Below are 12,339 nucleotides of genomic sequence, written 5' to 3' on the forward strand. Positions count from 1 at the left end.
CCCAATATTCCCCCCTCCTCTATTCGCCGCCGGGGCAAGAGGTTAAAAAGAGCCAGGGCCGTTCCCCGCCCCGGTCGCGGCCACCGCGGGCATTTTCGGGGCCTCGGATACCGGTGCGGCGGCCGCGACCGGGGCGGGAACCGGCTCGGGCTGGATCGCGGCCAACGCCGTGAGGCTGGCGAGGCCTCCCGCGGCTCCGACCGGCACGACAAACGGAACCGCCAGGAGCTGGGGGAACGCCTGGAATACCTCGATTAGATGGGTGAACTCGTCCGCGATCAGCAGGCCGATGTCGTGCAGGAGTTGCGTCAACGCCGCGGACGGATTCTCGGGAAATTCCTCCAGATCCCTTCCGATGGTCTGGAAAATCTCCAGGAAGCGGTTGATCCACCAGCTCAGCTGGTACGGGTTGCCGGAGTCGTTGTCGATGATGTCGTCGTTGCCGCTGTCGTCCTCTTCGCCGGTGCTGTCGGCCTGGACGATGGTGGTAGCCGGGTCGGTTTGCGGCGTCGACGCCACCGCCATCGTGGAGACCGCCTGGTACGTGGACATCGTGGTGGCCGCCTGGACCCACATGCGCGCGTAGTCGGCCTCGTTGACCGCGATCGGAATCGTGTTGATACCGAAGAAGTTCGTCGCCACCAGCGCGCCGTGCATCGCGTGATTGGCGGCCAGCTCTGGCAAGGTCGGCATGGCGCCGAGCGCCGCGGTGTAGGCCGTCGCCGCGGTCTCGTGCCGGGCGGCGGCCGCGGCACTGTCGGCGCTGGCCCGCGTCAGCCACGCCAGGTAGGGCGCGTGGGCGGCCACGTACTGCTCGGCGGTGGGGCCCTCCCACGCCCCGGCCTGCGCCGCCGCCAAGGTCGCGGACAGCTCGTCCGCCGCCGACGCGTAGGTCGCGCTCAGCGAGCTCCAGGACGCCGCCGCGGCCAGCAGGCCGGCCGGCCCGGGACCGCTGCTCAGCTGCGCCGAATGAACCTCCGGCGGCAGCGCCATCCACACGGGGGCGGTCACCCTCGACCGCCGGCCGGGCCATCGAAAAAAGCGCGCAACGTCACGCCGGAACTCCTCGCCGGGCCGAGACCGACGCCGCCCGGGCTGTTGGGCGGCGCACCGATCAGCCCGGTAGTAGTCGGAGGCCGGCGCGAAAAAGTTCCGGCGCGCGGTCAACTCATGGCGAACTCATCGCGAGCCCGGCGGCGGTCAGCCTTTGACCGCGCTCACCAGGGTGTTACGCGCGACCATCGGCCCGGCGTCGATGTCCGGGCCAGGAACCGGCCTGCCGTTCTGGCGCAGAAAGTCGGCCAGCGGGGTGCCGACCGCGGTCCACCCGCGCTCCCCGAACCATTCGGTCGCGGGGGCGACCCGCTCGTTGTAGACCAGCTGGTAGAAGGGCCGCTCGGCGCCTTCGGCCATCTTGGCGCGCTCTTCCTCGCGCTTGGCCTCGAAGTCGTCCTGGTCGAGGGGGGCCCCGTCCTCGACGGCGACGTGGCTGCCCGGGGCGGCCAGGCCGTCGATGCCGGTGAACAGCTGCTCCTGCGCGGTGGCCGGGAGGTAGATCAGCAGGCCCTCGGCTATCCAGGCCGACGGCAGGGCGGCGTCGAAGCCGCTGTCGCGCAACGCTTGCGGCCAGTCGTCGCGCAGGTCCACCGCGATCTCGCGGCGCTCCGCGTTCGGCCGCGCACCCTGCCCGGTGAGCACCTCGCGCTTGAAGTCGAGGACCTGCGGCTGGTCCAGCTCGAAGATGGTCGTGCCGGCCGGCCAGTCCAGGCGGTAGGCGCGGGAGTCCAGCCCCGCCGCGAGGATCACCACCTGCCGGACGCCGGCGCCGGCGGCGCGGCGGAAATATTCGTCGAAGTACTTGGTGCGGGCGCCCTGGAAGTTGACGAAATGCTGGCCGAAGTCGGCCGTGGTCAGCTCGTGATCGGGGGCCTTGCCGTCCAGGACGTCGGCCGCCCACCCGCCCACGGCGCGGCAGAACACCTCCGCATAGGGGTCGACGGCCAGCGGGTCCGGCTTGCGGGCCTCCAGCGCCCGCGCAGTCGCCACGAACAACGCCGTCGAACCGACACTCGTTGTGATATCCCAGGTATCGCCTTCACTACGCATGTGGTCGACAGTACCGGCCGCAGATGTGCCGATTTCCATGGCGCGCAACGCCTACGGTGAGCGCGGGCGCCACCGCCCCCGGCCGACGCGTCCGCGTGGCCGTCGTGTTGAGAACCGGCCCGCCGAAGGGCACTCAGCCGGCCGCGTCGTCGCCCGGATCGGCTGGCCGGTGACCAGGATGACGGGCGTCCGCATCGCGCTCCTTATTGATAATCATTTTCATCTTGCCCATGCGTACGGTACCGTCTGCGTCAGGCCTTGTCGAAAATCATTTTCAATAAGCGGACATGGAGGTACACGATGTCGGCGCACTGCCAGGTGACCGGCCGGACACCGAGTTTCGGTAATGCGGTGTCACATTCGCATCGCCGGACCCGCCGACGCTGGTCACCCAACATTCAACTCAAGACGTACTACCTGCCATCCGAGGGACGCCGCATTCGGCTGCGGGTCAGCGCGAAAGGCATCAAGGTCGTCGACCGCGACGGGATCGAGGCAGTCGTGGCCCGACTGCGTCGACAGAGGCACCGAATCTGATGGCCCGCAACGAGATTCGCCTCATCGTCAAATTGCGGTCGACGGCGGGCACCGGCTACACCTACGTGACCCGCAAGAACCGGCGCAACGACCCCGACCGACTGGTCCTGCGCAAGTACGACCCGGTCGTCCGCCGCCATGTCGACTTTCGCGAGGAACGCTGAACATGGCCAAGAGATCCAAAATCGTGAAGAACGAGCGCCGGCGCGCCATCGTGGCGCGCTACGCCCCGCGCCGGGCCGAACTCAAGGAAACCATCCGCTCGCCTCAGAGCACCCCCGACCAACGGGCCGCGGCGCAACGGGAGCTGTCCCGCCAGCCCCGCGATGCCAGCCCGGTGCGCCTGCGCAACCGGGATGCGGTAGACGGACGCCCGCGTGGGCATCTGCGCAAATTCGGGTTGTCGAGGGTGCGGGTGCGCGAGCTGGCCCACGCGGGTCAGCTCCCCGGAGTGCGAAAGGCAAGCTGGTGAGCGGCAAGAATGCCCAGCGCAGACGTCGTCTCGCCCAGCCGGAGGTCAAGTCCGGGAAGAGAAACCTGCTCACCAGCCTGGGTCTGCGCAAAGTCGACTACAAGGACACCGCGTCGCTGCGCGTATTCATCTCCGAGCGCGGCAAGATCCGCGCGCGCCACGTCACCGGCCTGACCGTCCAACAGCAGCGACAGGTGGCGACGGCCATCAAGAACGCCCGCGAGATGGCGCTGCTGCCCTACCCCGGCACGGGACGTTGACCTCGCCGCGGCGCGGCACCGACCGCCCCTTCACCCTGATTGTCTGCGCCGCTTGCGCGTCCCATCACCGGCTCTCGGTGATCGACGAACTACGGCCCGCGATCCGGCGCTGCCCTCACGCCATGCTCGTCTCGGCCGCGTGCATGCTGGGGCCGGTGACGTGCGCGTCCCGGCCGACGGGGCGTGGCGTCATGGCCGTCGTGCAGCCCTGCACGAAAGACCGGGCGGCATGCGGGCCACCTCACTGGATCGGACCCATCGCCAGCAGCCACCAGGCCGCGGCCCTGCGTGACTGGCTGGAACGCGGCCAGTGGGAGACCGCTCCGATCCCCGAAGAACTTGGCAATCATCACCTTTGGGCTACCAGCCTGCGCCGCAGCAACTGACCCGCCGACCCTGCCAGCCGCGTTGTCCGCGAGGGTTTGCCGGGGATTCCCGCGCGTGCGCTACCGCGTAGCGTTGCCACCGTCATCGTCCCAGGTGCCCGGCAACATGGGAACCCTTGGGCCGGTGCCGAACTCGTCACCGGCCAGCGTGGTCAATCCCGACGCGCGCCGAGGCGGGCGCCGACGCAGGCGCAGCGGCGGTCGGTGTCATCGCGACGGCCGGCATCGGGGCGGGTGGTGGGGCGGGCGCCGGCACCGGCGCCGGCAAGACCTGGGGCTGAGGTATCCCGGCCAGGCCGGCCAGCCCGGCGAAACCGGCAACGGCGCCGAAGGGAGCGACGGCGAGAAGCAGAGCGGGGGCCAGCAGTTGCGGTGCCGTGGTCAGGATCTCGAGGATGTGCGTCGGCCAGTCGAACAGCATGAGCTGAACGATGTATTGGAACGCCAACGCCGGATTGTGCACCAGGTAGTAGCCGAACTGCTCGAAATCCTCGAGCAGTTCCAGCGCTCGAACGACCCACCAAATCGGTTCCGACGCGTTGGTGTAGGAGTCATACGTCAGGCCGTTCACCGTGCCCTGGGCCGGATCCCAGTTGATCCCAAAGTTCTTCAGGATTTGCGCGATGAAGTCGTCGAGCGGATTGTCGATCGTAGGGTCGTGGTCCACGTTCGACGAACTATCGGCTGAAGCGTCCGTCTTCACGATCTGCGGCGCCTGGTCGGCTTGCGGTGTGGACGCCACCGCCGCGGTCGAGACGGCCTGATAGGTCGTCATCGTGGTGGCGGCCTGCACCCACATCCGCGCGTAGTCGGCCTCGTTGACCGCGATCGGAATCGTGTTCACGCCAAAGAAATTCGTCGCCACCAAAGCGCCGTGGATGGCGTGGTTGGCGGCGAGTTCCGGCAGCGTCGGCATGGCCGCCAACGCCGCGGTGTAGGCGACGGCGGCGGTCTGGTGTTCGGCGGCCGCCGCGGCGCTGTCCGCGCCCGCCCGCGTGAGCCACGCGAGGTAGGGCGCATGCGCGGCGACGTACGACTCCGCGCTGGGCCCCTGCCACGAGCCGGCCTGCGCCGCGGCCAGGACGCCGCTGAGTTGCGCTGCGGCCGAGGCGTATTCGGTGCTCAGGTCGGACCATGCGCCCGCCGCCGCGAGGAGCGACGCTGGGCCGGGGCCGCTGCTGAGCAACGCGGAGTGCACCTCGGGTGGCGAGGCCATCCAGATCGGTGCCGTCATAGGTACTCCTCAGACTGGGAAGGCTTACCAGGCAGAGGAGAGCTTAATGAATATGATTGTCGTTATCAACACGGCCGAGTTCGGCCGCCGCGCGCGTCAGACCAGTGGGCGCCCCGTCCTGATCCGGCGGTCGACGTCGGCCAGTAGGACGTTGAACGGGAATCGGCGAACGAACCGCGGCAGGCGCCGGTTCACCAGGGCGAGCGCCGCAATCAGCCGTTCGAAGCGCCGTTGCCTGGCGGCGTCCCAGGGCAGGCGCATCTCGTCGCGGAACCGCTGCGGCAGAAAGCCCGTGGTGACGAGCAACGCGAAGTTGTCGCAGGCGCGCTGCAGCCGGCGCGGGAGCGCCAGTCCCGGCATGCGGCCGGCGGCGATGGGATACAGGTATTCGCGGACCGCGTCGTCGATGTGCACCTTGGCCAGCGACTCCTCCCAATATCGGTCGAACGCGGCCCGGTCCGCCGGCCACATCTCGGGCGGCACCTGCAGGGTGGTGGCCAGCGCCATGCCCTCCCGGTAGTGGCGGTCGGCGTCCTCACCGTCCAGCTCGCCGATGAACATGCGGTAGATGTCGACCCCGCCCTTGTACAGGCACGCCCCCACCCACAGCTGCAGGGCGGGGTCGAAAGCGTTGTACTGCACCGGGCTTTCGGGGGTGGAGTAGACCTGCGCGTGGGCGCGGTTCACCGCGCGGCGGAAGGCCTCCTTCTGGGTGTCGCTGCCGTTGGTCGCCACGGCCAGGTAGGTGAAGGTGGTACGTGCGCGCTTGATCGGATGCAGGTCGACGCGGCCGCTCTCGACGCGGCTCTCCATGACGCCGTAGCCGACACCGGGACGCGCCAACTGCATGACCACGTTCGCCGGGCCGGCCAACAGCGCGACGCCCATCAACCCCTCGTCGATGCCGAGCGCCAACCGGCGCCGCCGCGCCGGGGATGGCCGGGGCGGGTCGGCGATGGGGCGCTCGACATGCCGAGCCGGTTCCTGAACAGCCTCGCGGATCGCCATCGTCATCCCCTCCCGCGGCACTGCCGCCAATGTGAGAACGGCTGTTTCCTGATATTGTCGCGGCGCCCCGCCGGTGTCAAGATGGGTGGCATGAGCGAGACCTCCAGCGCGCGGCCCTACCGCGGCGTCGAGGCCGCGCAGCGCCTGGCCACGCGGCGCAACCGCCTCTTGGCCGCGGGCCTCGAGCTGCTCGGCGCCGAGCAACAGAGCGTCTCGGCGGTCACCGTCCGCGGCGTGTGCCGTGAGGCCGGGTTGGCGGCCCGGTACTTCTACGAGAGCTTCGCCGACAAAGACGAATTCGTCGGCTCCGTCTTCGATTGGGTGGTTGCCCAGCTGGCCGCCACCACGCAGGCCGCGGTGACGGCGGTGCCGGCGCACGAGCAGACGCGAGCGGGGATGGCCAACATCGTGCACACCATCGCCGACGACGCCCGGCTCGGGCGCCTGCTGTTCAGCACGCAGCTTGCCGATCCGGTGATCGTGCGCAAGCGCGCCGAATCCAGCGCGTTGTTCGCCATGCTGTCCGGCCAGCACGTCGGGGACGCGATGCGGGTTCCGGCAAACGACCGCATCAAGGCGGCGGCGCACTTCGTGGTCGGCGGCGTCGGGCAGACCATCAGCGCCTGGCTCGCCGGCGACGTCCGGCTCGAACCCGACCAGCTCATCGATCACCTGGCCGCCCTGCTCGACGAGCTCGCCGAGCCAAGGCTCTATCGCACCAAGGAATCCCGGGCGGCGGCCGACGCCTAGCGGGTGCTTACGCCGGGCAGGCCGTGCGCCAGGCCGTGGTGGCCGTCAGCCCGAAGTCGCTCAGCGCATCTGAAACGTTGGCTCGTAGTTGCTCAATCGAGTTGTGTCGACCGAGCTCGTAGGCGAGGAACGAGACGAACACCCGGCCGTGCACCCGCCCCGACAACAACGCCAGTGCCCCGTTGGTGCGGTACATGGTCGCGGTGGTCACCCCCGGGTACACCGTCCGCATGGCGAAGTGATCGGCCTCGGTGCCGTCCGCCCGGTTGAGGGCCGGGTCCAGCGTCCCGAGGTTTGACGACACGACGGTGATCGCGCTGCCGGTGACCACGCCGATCAGCCGCCGCATGACGCGCTTCGGGATCAGCGGAATCAGCGGCAGCAAGGCCCAGCGCTCGTCGGGCTCGTCCAGGTGGCGGGACAGGGCTTCCTTGACCCTGGTGCGGATCTCGCGCAGGTCGGTCGTCGCCGGAGCGGGGTCGACCGTGATGTCGACATTGACGACCGCGTTCGCGCGGGTGTCGCCCGGGGTGCGCTCGTTGACCGGCATTCCCACGTTGACCGTTCCGTCCGCGGCGACTCGCCCGACTCGTCGGGCGAGGTGGGCGGCCAGTCCAGCGAGCAGCGCGTTGCTCGTCCCCCCGAGTGCCTGCGCGCGCGCGTCCCACTCGTCGGCGTTGATGAACAGCGTCGCCATGGGCAGCGTGATGAGCTCGTCCGCCCCGACGGGCGGCGCGGGCCGCTTGGCGGCCGGCGACGCGGCGGCGCCGGCGTGGCGTGCAGTCCCGGCCAGGCGGATCGCGGCAACCACGGCGCGGCCCACGCTTGATGCGTCGCATGCGGTTTGGTGTGCGTCCTCGCGCACGGCCCGCCACCGCAGCCGTGCCGCCGGGGGCGGCCAGTCGATGGTGTCGTCGCGGCCGCACGCCGCGTCCGCCAACGCCTCGCACAGCCCGACACCGTCGGTGAGGCAATGGGTGGTCACCAGGCTCACCGCCGCGCCGCCGTCGGTCAAGGGGAGCAGGGCAAGGTGGAATCCGGGCCCGTGCTCGGCATCGGGTCGCTTATCCGCCTGTTCCTCCAGCCAGTCGCCGATCGCCTCACGGGGCCGTGGCGCAGCGACGATCTCGAGCTCCGACTGAACGGTGGGAGCCACCCAGCGATGCCTGCCGAACGGCAAGGGGGACCGTTCGATGCGGCGACGCAGCCGACCCCGACCGAGATGGCGATGAAACCTTCGCAGCCCGTCGACGTCGACGGCGCGGTCGTATACCCAGATGCACTGCAGCACACTGGTGGTGGCGGTCGCCCGCTCGCCGAGGAACATGGTCTGGTCGGCCAGGTCCAGCACGTTGCTCATCATCCCGACTCCCGCCCTCTCGTGCGTCTAGGCCGCAACGACATCGGGCTGGTCGGGGGTGGTCTCGATCACCCGGGCGAATTCCCGGATCAGCGCCGCCAGGTAGCGCTGCACCGACTCGCGGGCTATCTCGTTGTCCGGGAAGGAGATCGTCACCGTGGTGCGTTCCACGTGCCGGTTGATCCACATGTTGATCCCGCCGGCGGACAGGCTGTCGCCATAGGTCCCGAAATTCATCTCCGTCCACATCCCGACAAGGGGGATCTTTCGAAAGTCGAGGAACGACAACATCATCGGCAGTTGCGTGGGCAGCTTGATGCCCAGCTGATCCGGGGTCGCCAACTCCAGCACGCGCTCGACCGGCACGGCGGCGAGATCCTTGGCGGAGTCGAAGGATTTCTGAGCCGCCCGTGCCGCCTCGGGGAACGAGTCGCCGGCCGTCGGAACCGTCACGGGGATCAGGCTGGCGAACCATCCCACCGTCATGGTGTCGACGCCCATGTCCCGGGTGTCCCTGGCCGTGAACCCGAAATAGGTTTCCTTGCCGGTCAATTGGCGCTCCGCCAACGCCGTGCAAGCCAGGACTCCCCCGATGAACCGGGCACCGGCTGCGCAACATGCGGCGTCGAACGACTCCGTCCCCGCGGCGTCGAGCAAGTCGACCGTGACCAGGTCGCCCTTGCAGCTGGCCCATGTGTCGCCCAGCGGCAGCGGAAAGCTCGGCCAGTCACCGTCGGCCTCACGCGCGAACGCAATCCAGTCCTTGACCTCCGGGGACGACAGGGTCAGGCTCGCCGCCCTCTCCCGCTGCCGCACGGTGTAGTCGCGGTAACTTCTCAGCTCGCGGGGTGCGGGAAGCTCGCCGCCTTGCGCACCCAGCACCAGCTCTTGGTACGTCAGGTGGATGTCGAGGAAGATCAGCGCGGCGGACACGCCGTCGATGTGCAGGTGGTCGACGCTGGCGTAGAAGGTGAAGTGGTCGGGCCCCTGGACGACTCCGTAGGTGAAGCAGCCCCATCCGAGCGTCCCGGGCGTCGTCGTCAAGACGTGCGCACGCGCCTGTTCGGGGCTCATCTGTCCGAACGCCGTCGGAGCGAATTCGATGACCCCGGGGTCGGCGATCGCGCGGCGGACGATGACGCCTTCGACGATCTCGAACCAGCTGTGGTAGGTGTCCTGACCACGGACATGGGCGTTGATCGCCGCCGTCATCGCCGGGATGTCACACGTGCCGGGAATGTCCCACGCCACCACCATCAACCGGGGCAGCTGTCGGTTCATCGTGTTGCCGAGGTGCGCGGTCCAGAGGTGTTGAGTCTGCTGATAACTCGGAACCAAATCGCTCAATGGCGCGGTGCGAGCCGCTTCGTGCGCCGCGGGCGTGGCCGTCCACGTGGTCAGTGGTCCGTGCGGCGGTTCCCATTCGTAGATGTTCCCGAGTGCGACCATTTCTTGATCCTCGCTCTGTGAGGTGCTGATTCCGTTGTGCGGCAAGGGGGTACCGGAAACCCATTCCCGAATGGGTTTTATGCGCAATATGAATCCAATTTCGTACCGGGGAGCTTCGCGAACTGATTTTCGTGTGTGGAGTTGAACCTACGGTCGTCGCTCGTACCCCCGAGTCGCTGTTGTTGGACGCTAGTACAGGAACGCGAGGATTACGCGGTTTTGGACAAGATTCGCAATCCCGCGCGCTGTCGCGGCGACGCCGGTAATCTGCTCTCTCCGGAGCAAACGACCGCACCCGCTCAGGGCAACAGGGGCAGCTGCCACAGCCGCATCCCGGGATCCAGCAGCCAGAACCGCTCCATGGTCAGGCGCATGAGCCGCAGCGCGCTGAAGATCATGAAGGCGGCCAGCGGCAGCTCGACCAGCACAGCGGTGGCCACCGACAGCCAGACGTCCCTGGGGCCTGCGGTCATCAGGTCGAACCATGCGTCGCAGATCAGGAGCACACCGGTGGTGAACGCGGCCGGGATCAGCACCTGGCGGCGCAGGTAGCCCAACACGGCCGTCGCCGCCATGAAGACCATCAACAACACGTCGTAGCCCATCCAGGTGAGGGGCCAGTTGTGCACGACGTAGTTCTCCGGCAGCGTCGTGGACAGATAGCCCAGCCAGGGGATCATCACCGCCGAGCCACCGGCCATCAGGCTCAACCGGATTCGCCGCACGCGGGCCAGGAACACGGGGTCGACGATGTCGCTCACGGGTTGTTCCAGCCGGGTGATCAGGTCACGCCGCTCCCCGGGCGTCAGGGCCGCGATCCGGGCGTCGGAGAGGATGCCCTCGGTCACGGCCGGCCGGCCGGCACCGCGGGCCGGCGGTCGGCCGCAGTCTTCGGCACCGTGCTCGCATCGCTGCTATCGAATTCCTTGACCCAGCAAGCGAATTCGAGCGTGATGCCGTCGGGGTCCTGGAAGTAGAACGAACGCACGTACACCCCGGGATGCACCGTGGCGGACACCTGCATGGGGCTCTCGTCGTGGTTGAGCACCGGCCCCACCCGCACACCCTTCTCCTTGAGGCGCTGGCGGTAGGCGTCGAACTTCTCGGCCGGCACGTGGAATGCCAGGTGGTTCATGGTGCTCACCGCGCTGGTGATGTCGCCGATGCCGGGGATGGCGCCCGGCGACGAGATGCCCGGCACCCGGTCGGGAGCGTCGGCGAACCAGAAGAATGCGACGCAGTCGCCGTTGCCCGCGTCGAAGAAGAAATGCTGGCCCGCGCCCCCGGGCAGGTCCAGCGACTTGATCAACGGCATGCCCAGGATGTTGGTGTAGAAGTCCACGGTGCGGGCCATGTCCGAGCAAACGAGCGCGACGTGGTTGATCCCGCCGAGTTCGAATTCCGTGTTGGTGTTGTGGGGCTTGATCACCGCAGTTCCCCTCCGTCCCGGCGTGGGAAATCCTGGCCAAGATGTAATTGAAGAATCTAACATCAGCTTCAGTTTTCTCCGAGATGTCCGTCGCCAGCAGGGCCGCCGAAATGACTCTTCACACCGGTGCCGCGGGAGTGCGCCGCGAGTTCGTCGGTTTGCCGTCGCCCACCGCCGGGCGCGCCGGTGCGGGCGGGCATCCCTGCCAGGGTCTGTACCACCGCGGGGAGGGCCACAAGCCCACGGTGGCGATGATCGCCACCCACTACCAGATCGACTTCTCCGAGCACTACCTCGCCGACTACATGGCCACCCGCGGGATCGGGTTTCTCGGCTGGAATACCAGGTTCCGCGGCTTCGAGAGCAGCTTCCTGCTCGACCATGCGCTGGTGGACATCGGCGTGGGAGTGCGCTGGCTGCGCGAGGTGCAGGGGGTGGAAACGGTTGTGCTGCTCGGCAATTCGGGTGGCGGATCGTTGATGGCCGCGTATCAGTCGCAGGCCGTGGCGCCGAACGTGACCCCGCTGGAGGGGATGCGACCCGCGACGGGCCTGACCGAGTTGCCCGCCGCCGACGGCTACGTGGCCACCGCGGCCCATCCCGGGCGGCCGGACGTGCTGACGGCCTGGATGGACGCCGCCGTCGTCGACGAGAACGACCCCGTCGCCACCGACGCCGACCTCGACCTGTTCAACGAGCGCAACGGCCCGCCGTACGCGCCGGAGTTCCTGGCCCGCTACCGCCGTGCGCAAACGGCGCGCAACCACGCCATCACCGACTGGGCGGAGCGGGAGCTCAAACGCGTTCGCACGGCGGGATTTTCCGACCGTCCGTTCAGCGTCATGCGCACCTGGGCGGACCCCCGCATGGTGGATGCCGGCATCGAGCCCACGCGGCGTCAACCGAACATGTGCTATGCCGGCGTCCCGGCGAAGGCCAACCGGTCCGCACACGGGATCGCGGCGGCCTGCACCCTGCGCAACTGGCTGGGCATGTGGAGCCTGCGGGTGGCGCAGACCCGGGCCGAGCCACACCTGGCCCGCATCACCTGCCCCGCCCTGGTGATCAACGCCGAGGCCGACACCGGTGTGTTCCCGTCCGACGCCCAGCGTATTTTCGCCGCGCTCGCCGGCCCCGACAAGACCGAGGCGTCGATCGACAGCGATCACTACTTCACCACCCCGGGCGCCCGCGACGAGCAAGCCGACATCATCGCCGACTGGATCGCCAAGCGGTTTCGCTGAGACCCGTCGCCACCCGACCGACCCCTGTGGTCAACCAACCGACCGGTTGTTAGTTTGGAAGCTGCCCGGCCGAGACGGAACCCGAAAGCATGGGAAGGCGACCA

Annotated in this window: 14 protein-coding genes and 2 pseudogenes; 7 read left to right on the forward strand and 9 right to left on the reverse strand. The window is 68.6% G+C overall.

The genetic code is table 11. The features are described 5' to 3' along the window. Window positions 1–63: 63 nt before the first annotated feature. Together C1737_RS16990 and C1737_RS16995 are read right to left on the reverse strand one after the other, a co-directional pair. Window positions 64–1,011 (reverse strand): annotated as a pseudogene (locus tag C1737_RS16990) (PPE family protein); the annotation flags it as partial. Between the two features lie 189 nt (window positions 1,012–1,200). Continuing rightward, window positions 1,201–2,106 carry a class I SAM-dependent methyltransferase gene (locus C1737_RS16995; protein WP_102418959.1) on the reverse strand — a complete coding sequence of 302 codons (906 nt, stop codon included), beginning with the start codon at window positions 2,104–2,106 and terminating at the stop codon, window positions 1,201–1,203. Between the two features lie 300 nt (window positions 2,107–2,406). On the opposite strand from C1737_RS16995, the gene rpmB reads away from it, so the two are divergent. The 5 genes from rpmB to C1737_RS17020 all read left to right on the forward strand — a co-directional run bounded on the left by rpmB (window position 2,407) and on the right by C1737_RS17020 (window position 3,761). After that, the gene (gene rpmB / locus C1737_RS17000; protein ID WP_102418960.1) at window positions 2,407–2,643 is read left to right on the forward strand and encodes a 50S ribosomal protein L28; all 237 of its coding nucleotides are present in this window, start codon (window positions 2,407–2,409) and stop codon (window positions 2,641–2,643) included. Then, the gene (gene rpmG, locus C1737_RS17005) at window positions 2,643–2,807 is read left to right on the forward strand and encodes a 50S ribosomal protein L33 (protein ID WP_068095352.1); all 165 of its coding nucleotides are present in this window, start codon (window positions 2,643–2,645) and stop codon (window positions 2,805–2,807) included. The genes rpmB and rpmG overlap by 1 nt, the downstream gene beginning before the upstream one ends. A 2-nt stretch (window positions 2,808–2,809) precedes the next feature. Next, complete coding sequence (rpsN, locus tag C1737_RS17010; protein ID WP_102418961.1) at window positions 2,810–3,115, forward strand: 30S ribosomal protein S14; 306 nt, start codon at window positions 2,810–2,812, stop codon at window positions 3,113–3,115. Then, window positions 3,112–3,375 (forward strand): 30S ribosomal protein S18, encoded by a 264-nt coding sequence (gene rpsR, locus C1737_RS17015; RefSeq protein ID WP_102418962.1) that lies wholly within the window; start codon window positions 3,112–3,114, stop codon window positions 3,373–3,375. Before rpsN ends, rpsR begins: the two co-directional genes overlap by 4 nt. A 122-nt stretch (window positions 3,376–3,497) precedes the next feature. Continuing rightward, entirely contained in the window at window positions 3,498–3,761 is a 264-nt protein-coding gene (locus tag C1737_RS17020; protein WP_233214778.1) for a hypothetical protein, read from the forward strand. Window positions 3,762–3,821: 60 nt separating this feature from the next. Here C1737_RS17020 and C1737_RS27520 read toward each other — a convergent pair whose 3' ends face one another. The 3 genes and pseudogenes from C1737_RS27520 to C1737_RS17030 all read right to left on the reverse strand — a co-directional run bounded on the left by C1737_RS27520 (window position 3,822) and on the right by C1737_RS17030 (window position 6,003). Beyond that, entirely contained in the window at window positions 3,822–3,917 is a 96-nt protein-coding gene (locus tag C1737_RS27520; protein WP_369807532.1) for a hypothetical protein, read from the reverse strand. Between the two features lie 10 nt (window positions 3,918–3,927). Beyond that, window positions 3,928–4,995: pseudogene (locus C1737_RS17025) on the reverse strand (PPE family protein); the annotation flags it as partial. Window positions 4,996–5,091: 96 nt separating this feature from the next. Further along, a complete protein-coding gene (locus tag C1737_RS17030; protein WP_068095386.1) occupies window positions 5,092–6,003 on the reverse strand; it encodes an oxygenase MpaB family protein in 912 nt (303 codons plus the stop codon). A gap of 81 nt (window positions 6,004–6,084) precedes the next feature. Here C1737_RS17030 and C1737_RS17035 point away from each other — a divergent pair, with 81 nt between their 5' ends. Beyond that, on the forward strand, window positions 6,085–6,753 hold the full coding sequence (locus tag C1737_RS17035; RefSeq protein ID WP_067922604.1) for a TetR/AcrR family transcriptional regulator: 669 nt from the start codon (window positions 6,085–6,087) through the stop codon (window positions 6,751–6,753). A gap of 7 nt (window positions 6,754–6,760) precedes the next feature. On the opposite strand, the gene C1737_RS17040 is transcribed toward C1737_RS17035, so the two are convergent. The 4 genes from C1737_RS17040 to C1737_RS17055 all read right to left on the reverse strand — a co-directional run bounded on the left by C1737_RS17040 (window position 6,761) and on the right by C1737_RS17055 (window position 10,991). Next, window positions 6,761–8,113: a hypothetical protein gene (locus C1737_RS17040; RefSeq protein ID WP_102419991.1), complete on the reverse strand. Its 1,353-nt coding sequence runs from the start codon at window positions 8,111–8,113 to the stop codon at window positions 6,761–6,763. A gap of 27 nt (window positions 8,114–8,140) precedes the next feature. After that, window positions 8,141–9,562 carry a condensation domain-containing protein gene (locus C1737_RS17045; RefSeq protein WP_102419992.1) on the reverse strand — a complete coding sequence of 474 codons (1,422 nt, stop codon included), beginning with the start codon at window positions 9,560–9,562 and terminating at the stop codon, window positions 8,141–8,143. Between the two features lie 299 nt (window positions 9,563–9,861). Then, window positions 9,862–10,410: a hypothetical protein gene (locus tag C1737_RS17050; protein WP_067922610.1), complete on the reverse strand. Its 549-nt coding sequence runs from the start codon at window positions 10,408–10,410 to the stop codon at window positions 9,862–9,864. After that, entirely contained in the window at window positions 10,407–10,991 is a 585-nt protein-coding gene (locus C1737_RS17055) for a VOC family protein (protein ID WP_067922613.1), read from the reverse strand. Before C1737_RS17055 ends, C1737_RS17050 begins: the two co-directional genes overlap by 4 nt. Window positions 10,992–11,101: 110 nt before the next feature. Between C1737_RS17055 and C1737_RS17060 the strand changes: the two genes are divergently transcribed. Continuing rightward, entirely contained in the window at window positions 11,102–12,235 is a 1,134-nt protein-coding gene (locus tag C1737_RS17060) for an alpha/beta hydrolase (RefSeq protein WP_102419993.1), read from the forward strand. The last annotated feature ends 104 nt before the right edge of the window (window positions 12,236–12,339 follow it).

Source organism: Mycobacterium sp. 4858 (assembly GCF_900240975.1).
Classification (GTDB): Bacteria; Actinomycetota; Actinomycetes; order Mycobacteriales; family Mycobacteriaceae; genus Mycobacterium.

Coding starts and splice junctions, on each gene's coding strand:
- C1737_RS16995 (WP_102418959.1), bottom strand. CDS start 2,106: ATGCGTAGTGAAGGCGATACCTGGGATATCACAACGAGTGTCGGTTCG.
- C1737_RS17060 (WP_102419993.1), top strand. CDS start 11,102: ATGACTCTTCACACCGGTGCCGCGGGAGTGCGCCGCGAGTTCGTCGGT.
- C1737_RS17020 (WP_233214778.1), top strand. CDS start 3,498: ATGCTCGTCTCGGCCGCGTGCATGCTGGGGCCGGTGACGTGCGCGTCC.
- rpmB (WP_102418960.1), top strand. CDS start 2,407: ATGTCGGCGCACTGCCAGGTGACCGGCCGGACACCGAGTTTCGGTAAT.
- C1737_RS17030 (WP_068095386.1), bottom strand. CDS start 6,003: ATGGCGATCCGCGAGGCTGTTCAGGAACCGGCTCGGCATGTCGAGCGC.
- C1737_RS17040 (WP_102419991.1), bottom strand. CDS start 8,113: ATGAGCAACGTGCTGGACCTGGCCGACCAGACCATGTTCCTCGGCGAG.
- C1737_RS17045 (WP_102419992.1), bottom strand. CDS start 9,562: ATGGTCGCACTCGGGAACATCTACGAATGGGAACCGCCGCACGGACCA.
- rpsN (WP_102418961.1), top strand. CDS start 2,810: ATGGCCAAGAGATCCAAAATCGTGAAGAACGAGCGCCGGCGCGCCATC.
- rpmG (WP_068095352.1), top strand. CDS start 2,643: ATGGCCCGCAACGAGATTCGCCTCATCGTCAAATTGCGGTCGACGGCG.
- C1737_RS17035 (WP_067922604.1), top strand. CDS start 6,085: ATGGGTGGCATGAGCGAGACCTCCAGCGCGCGGCCCTACCGCGGCGTC.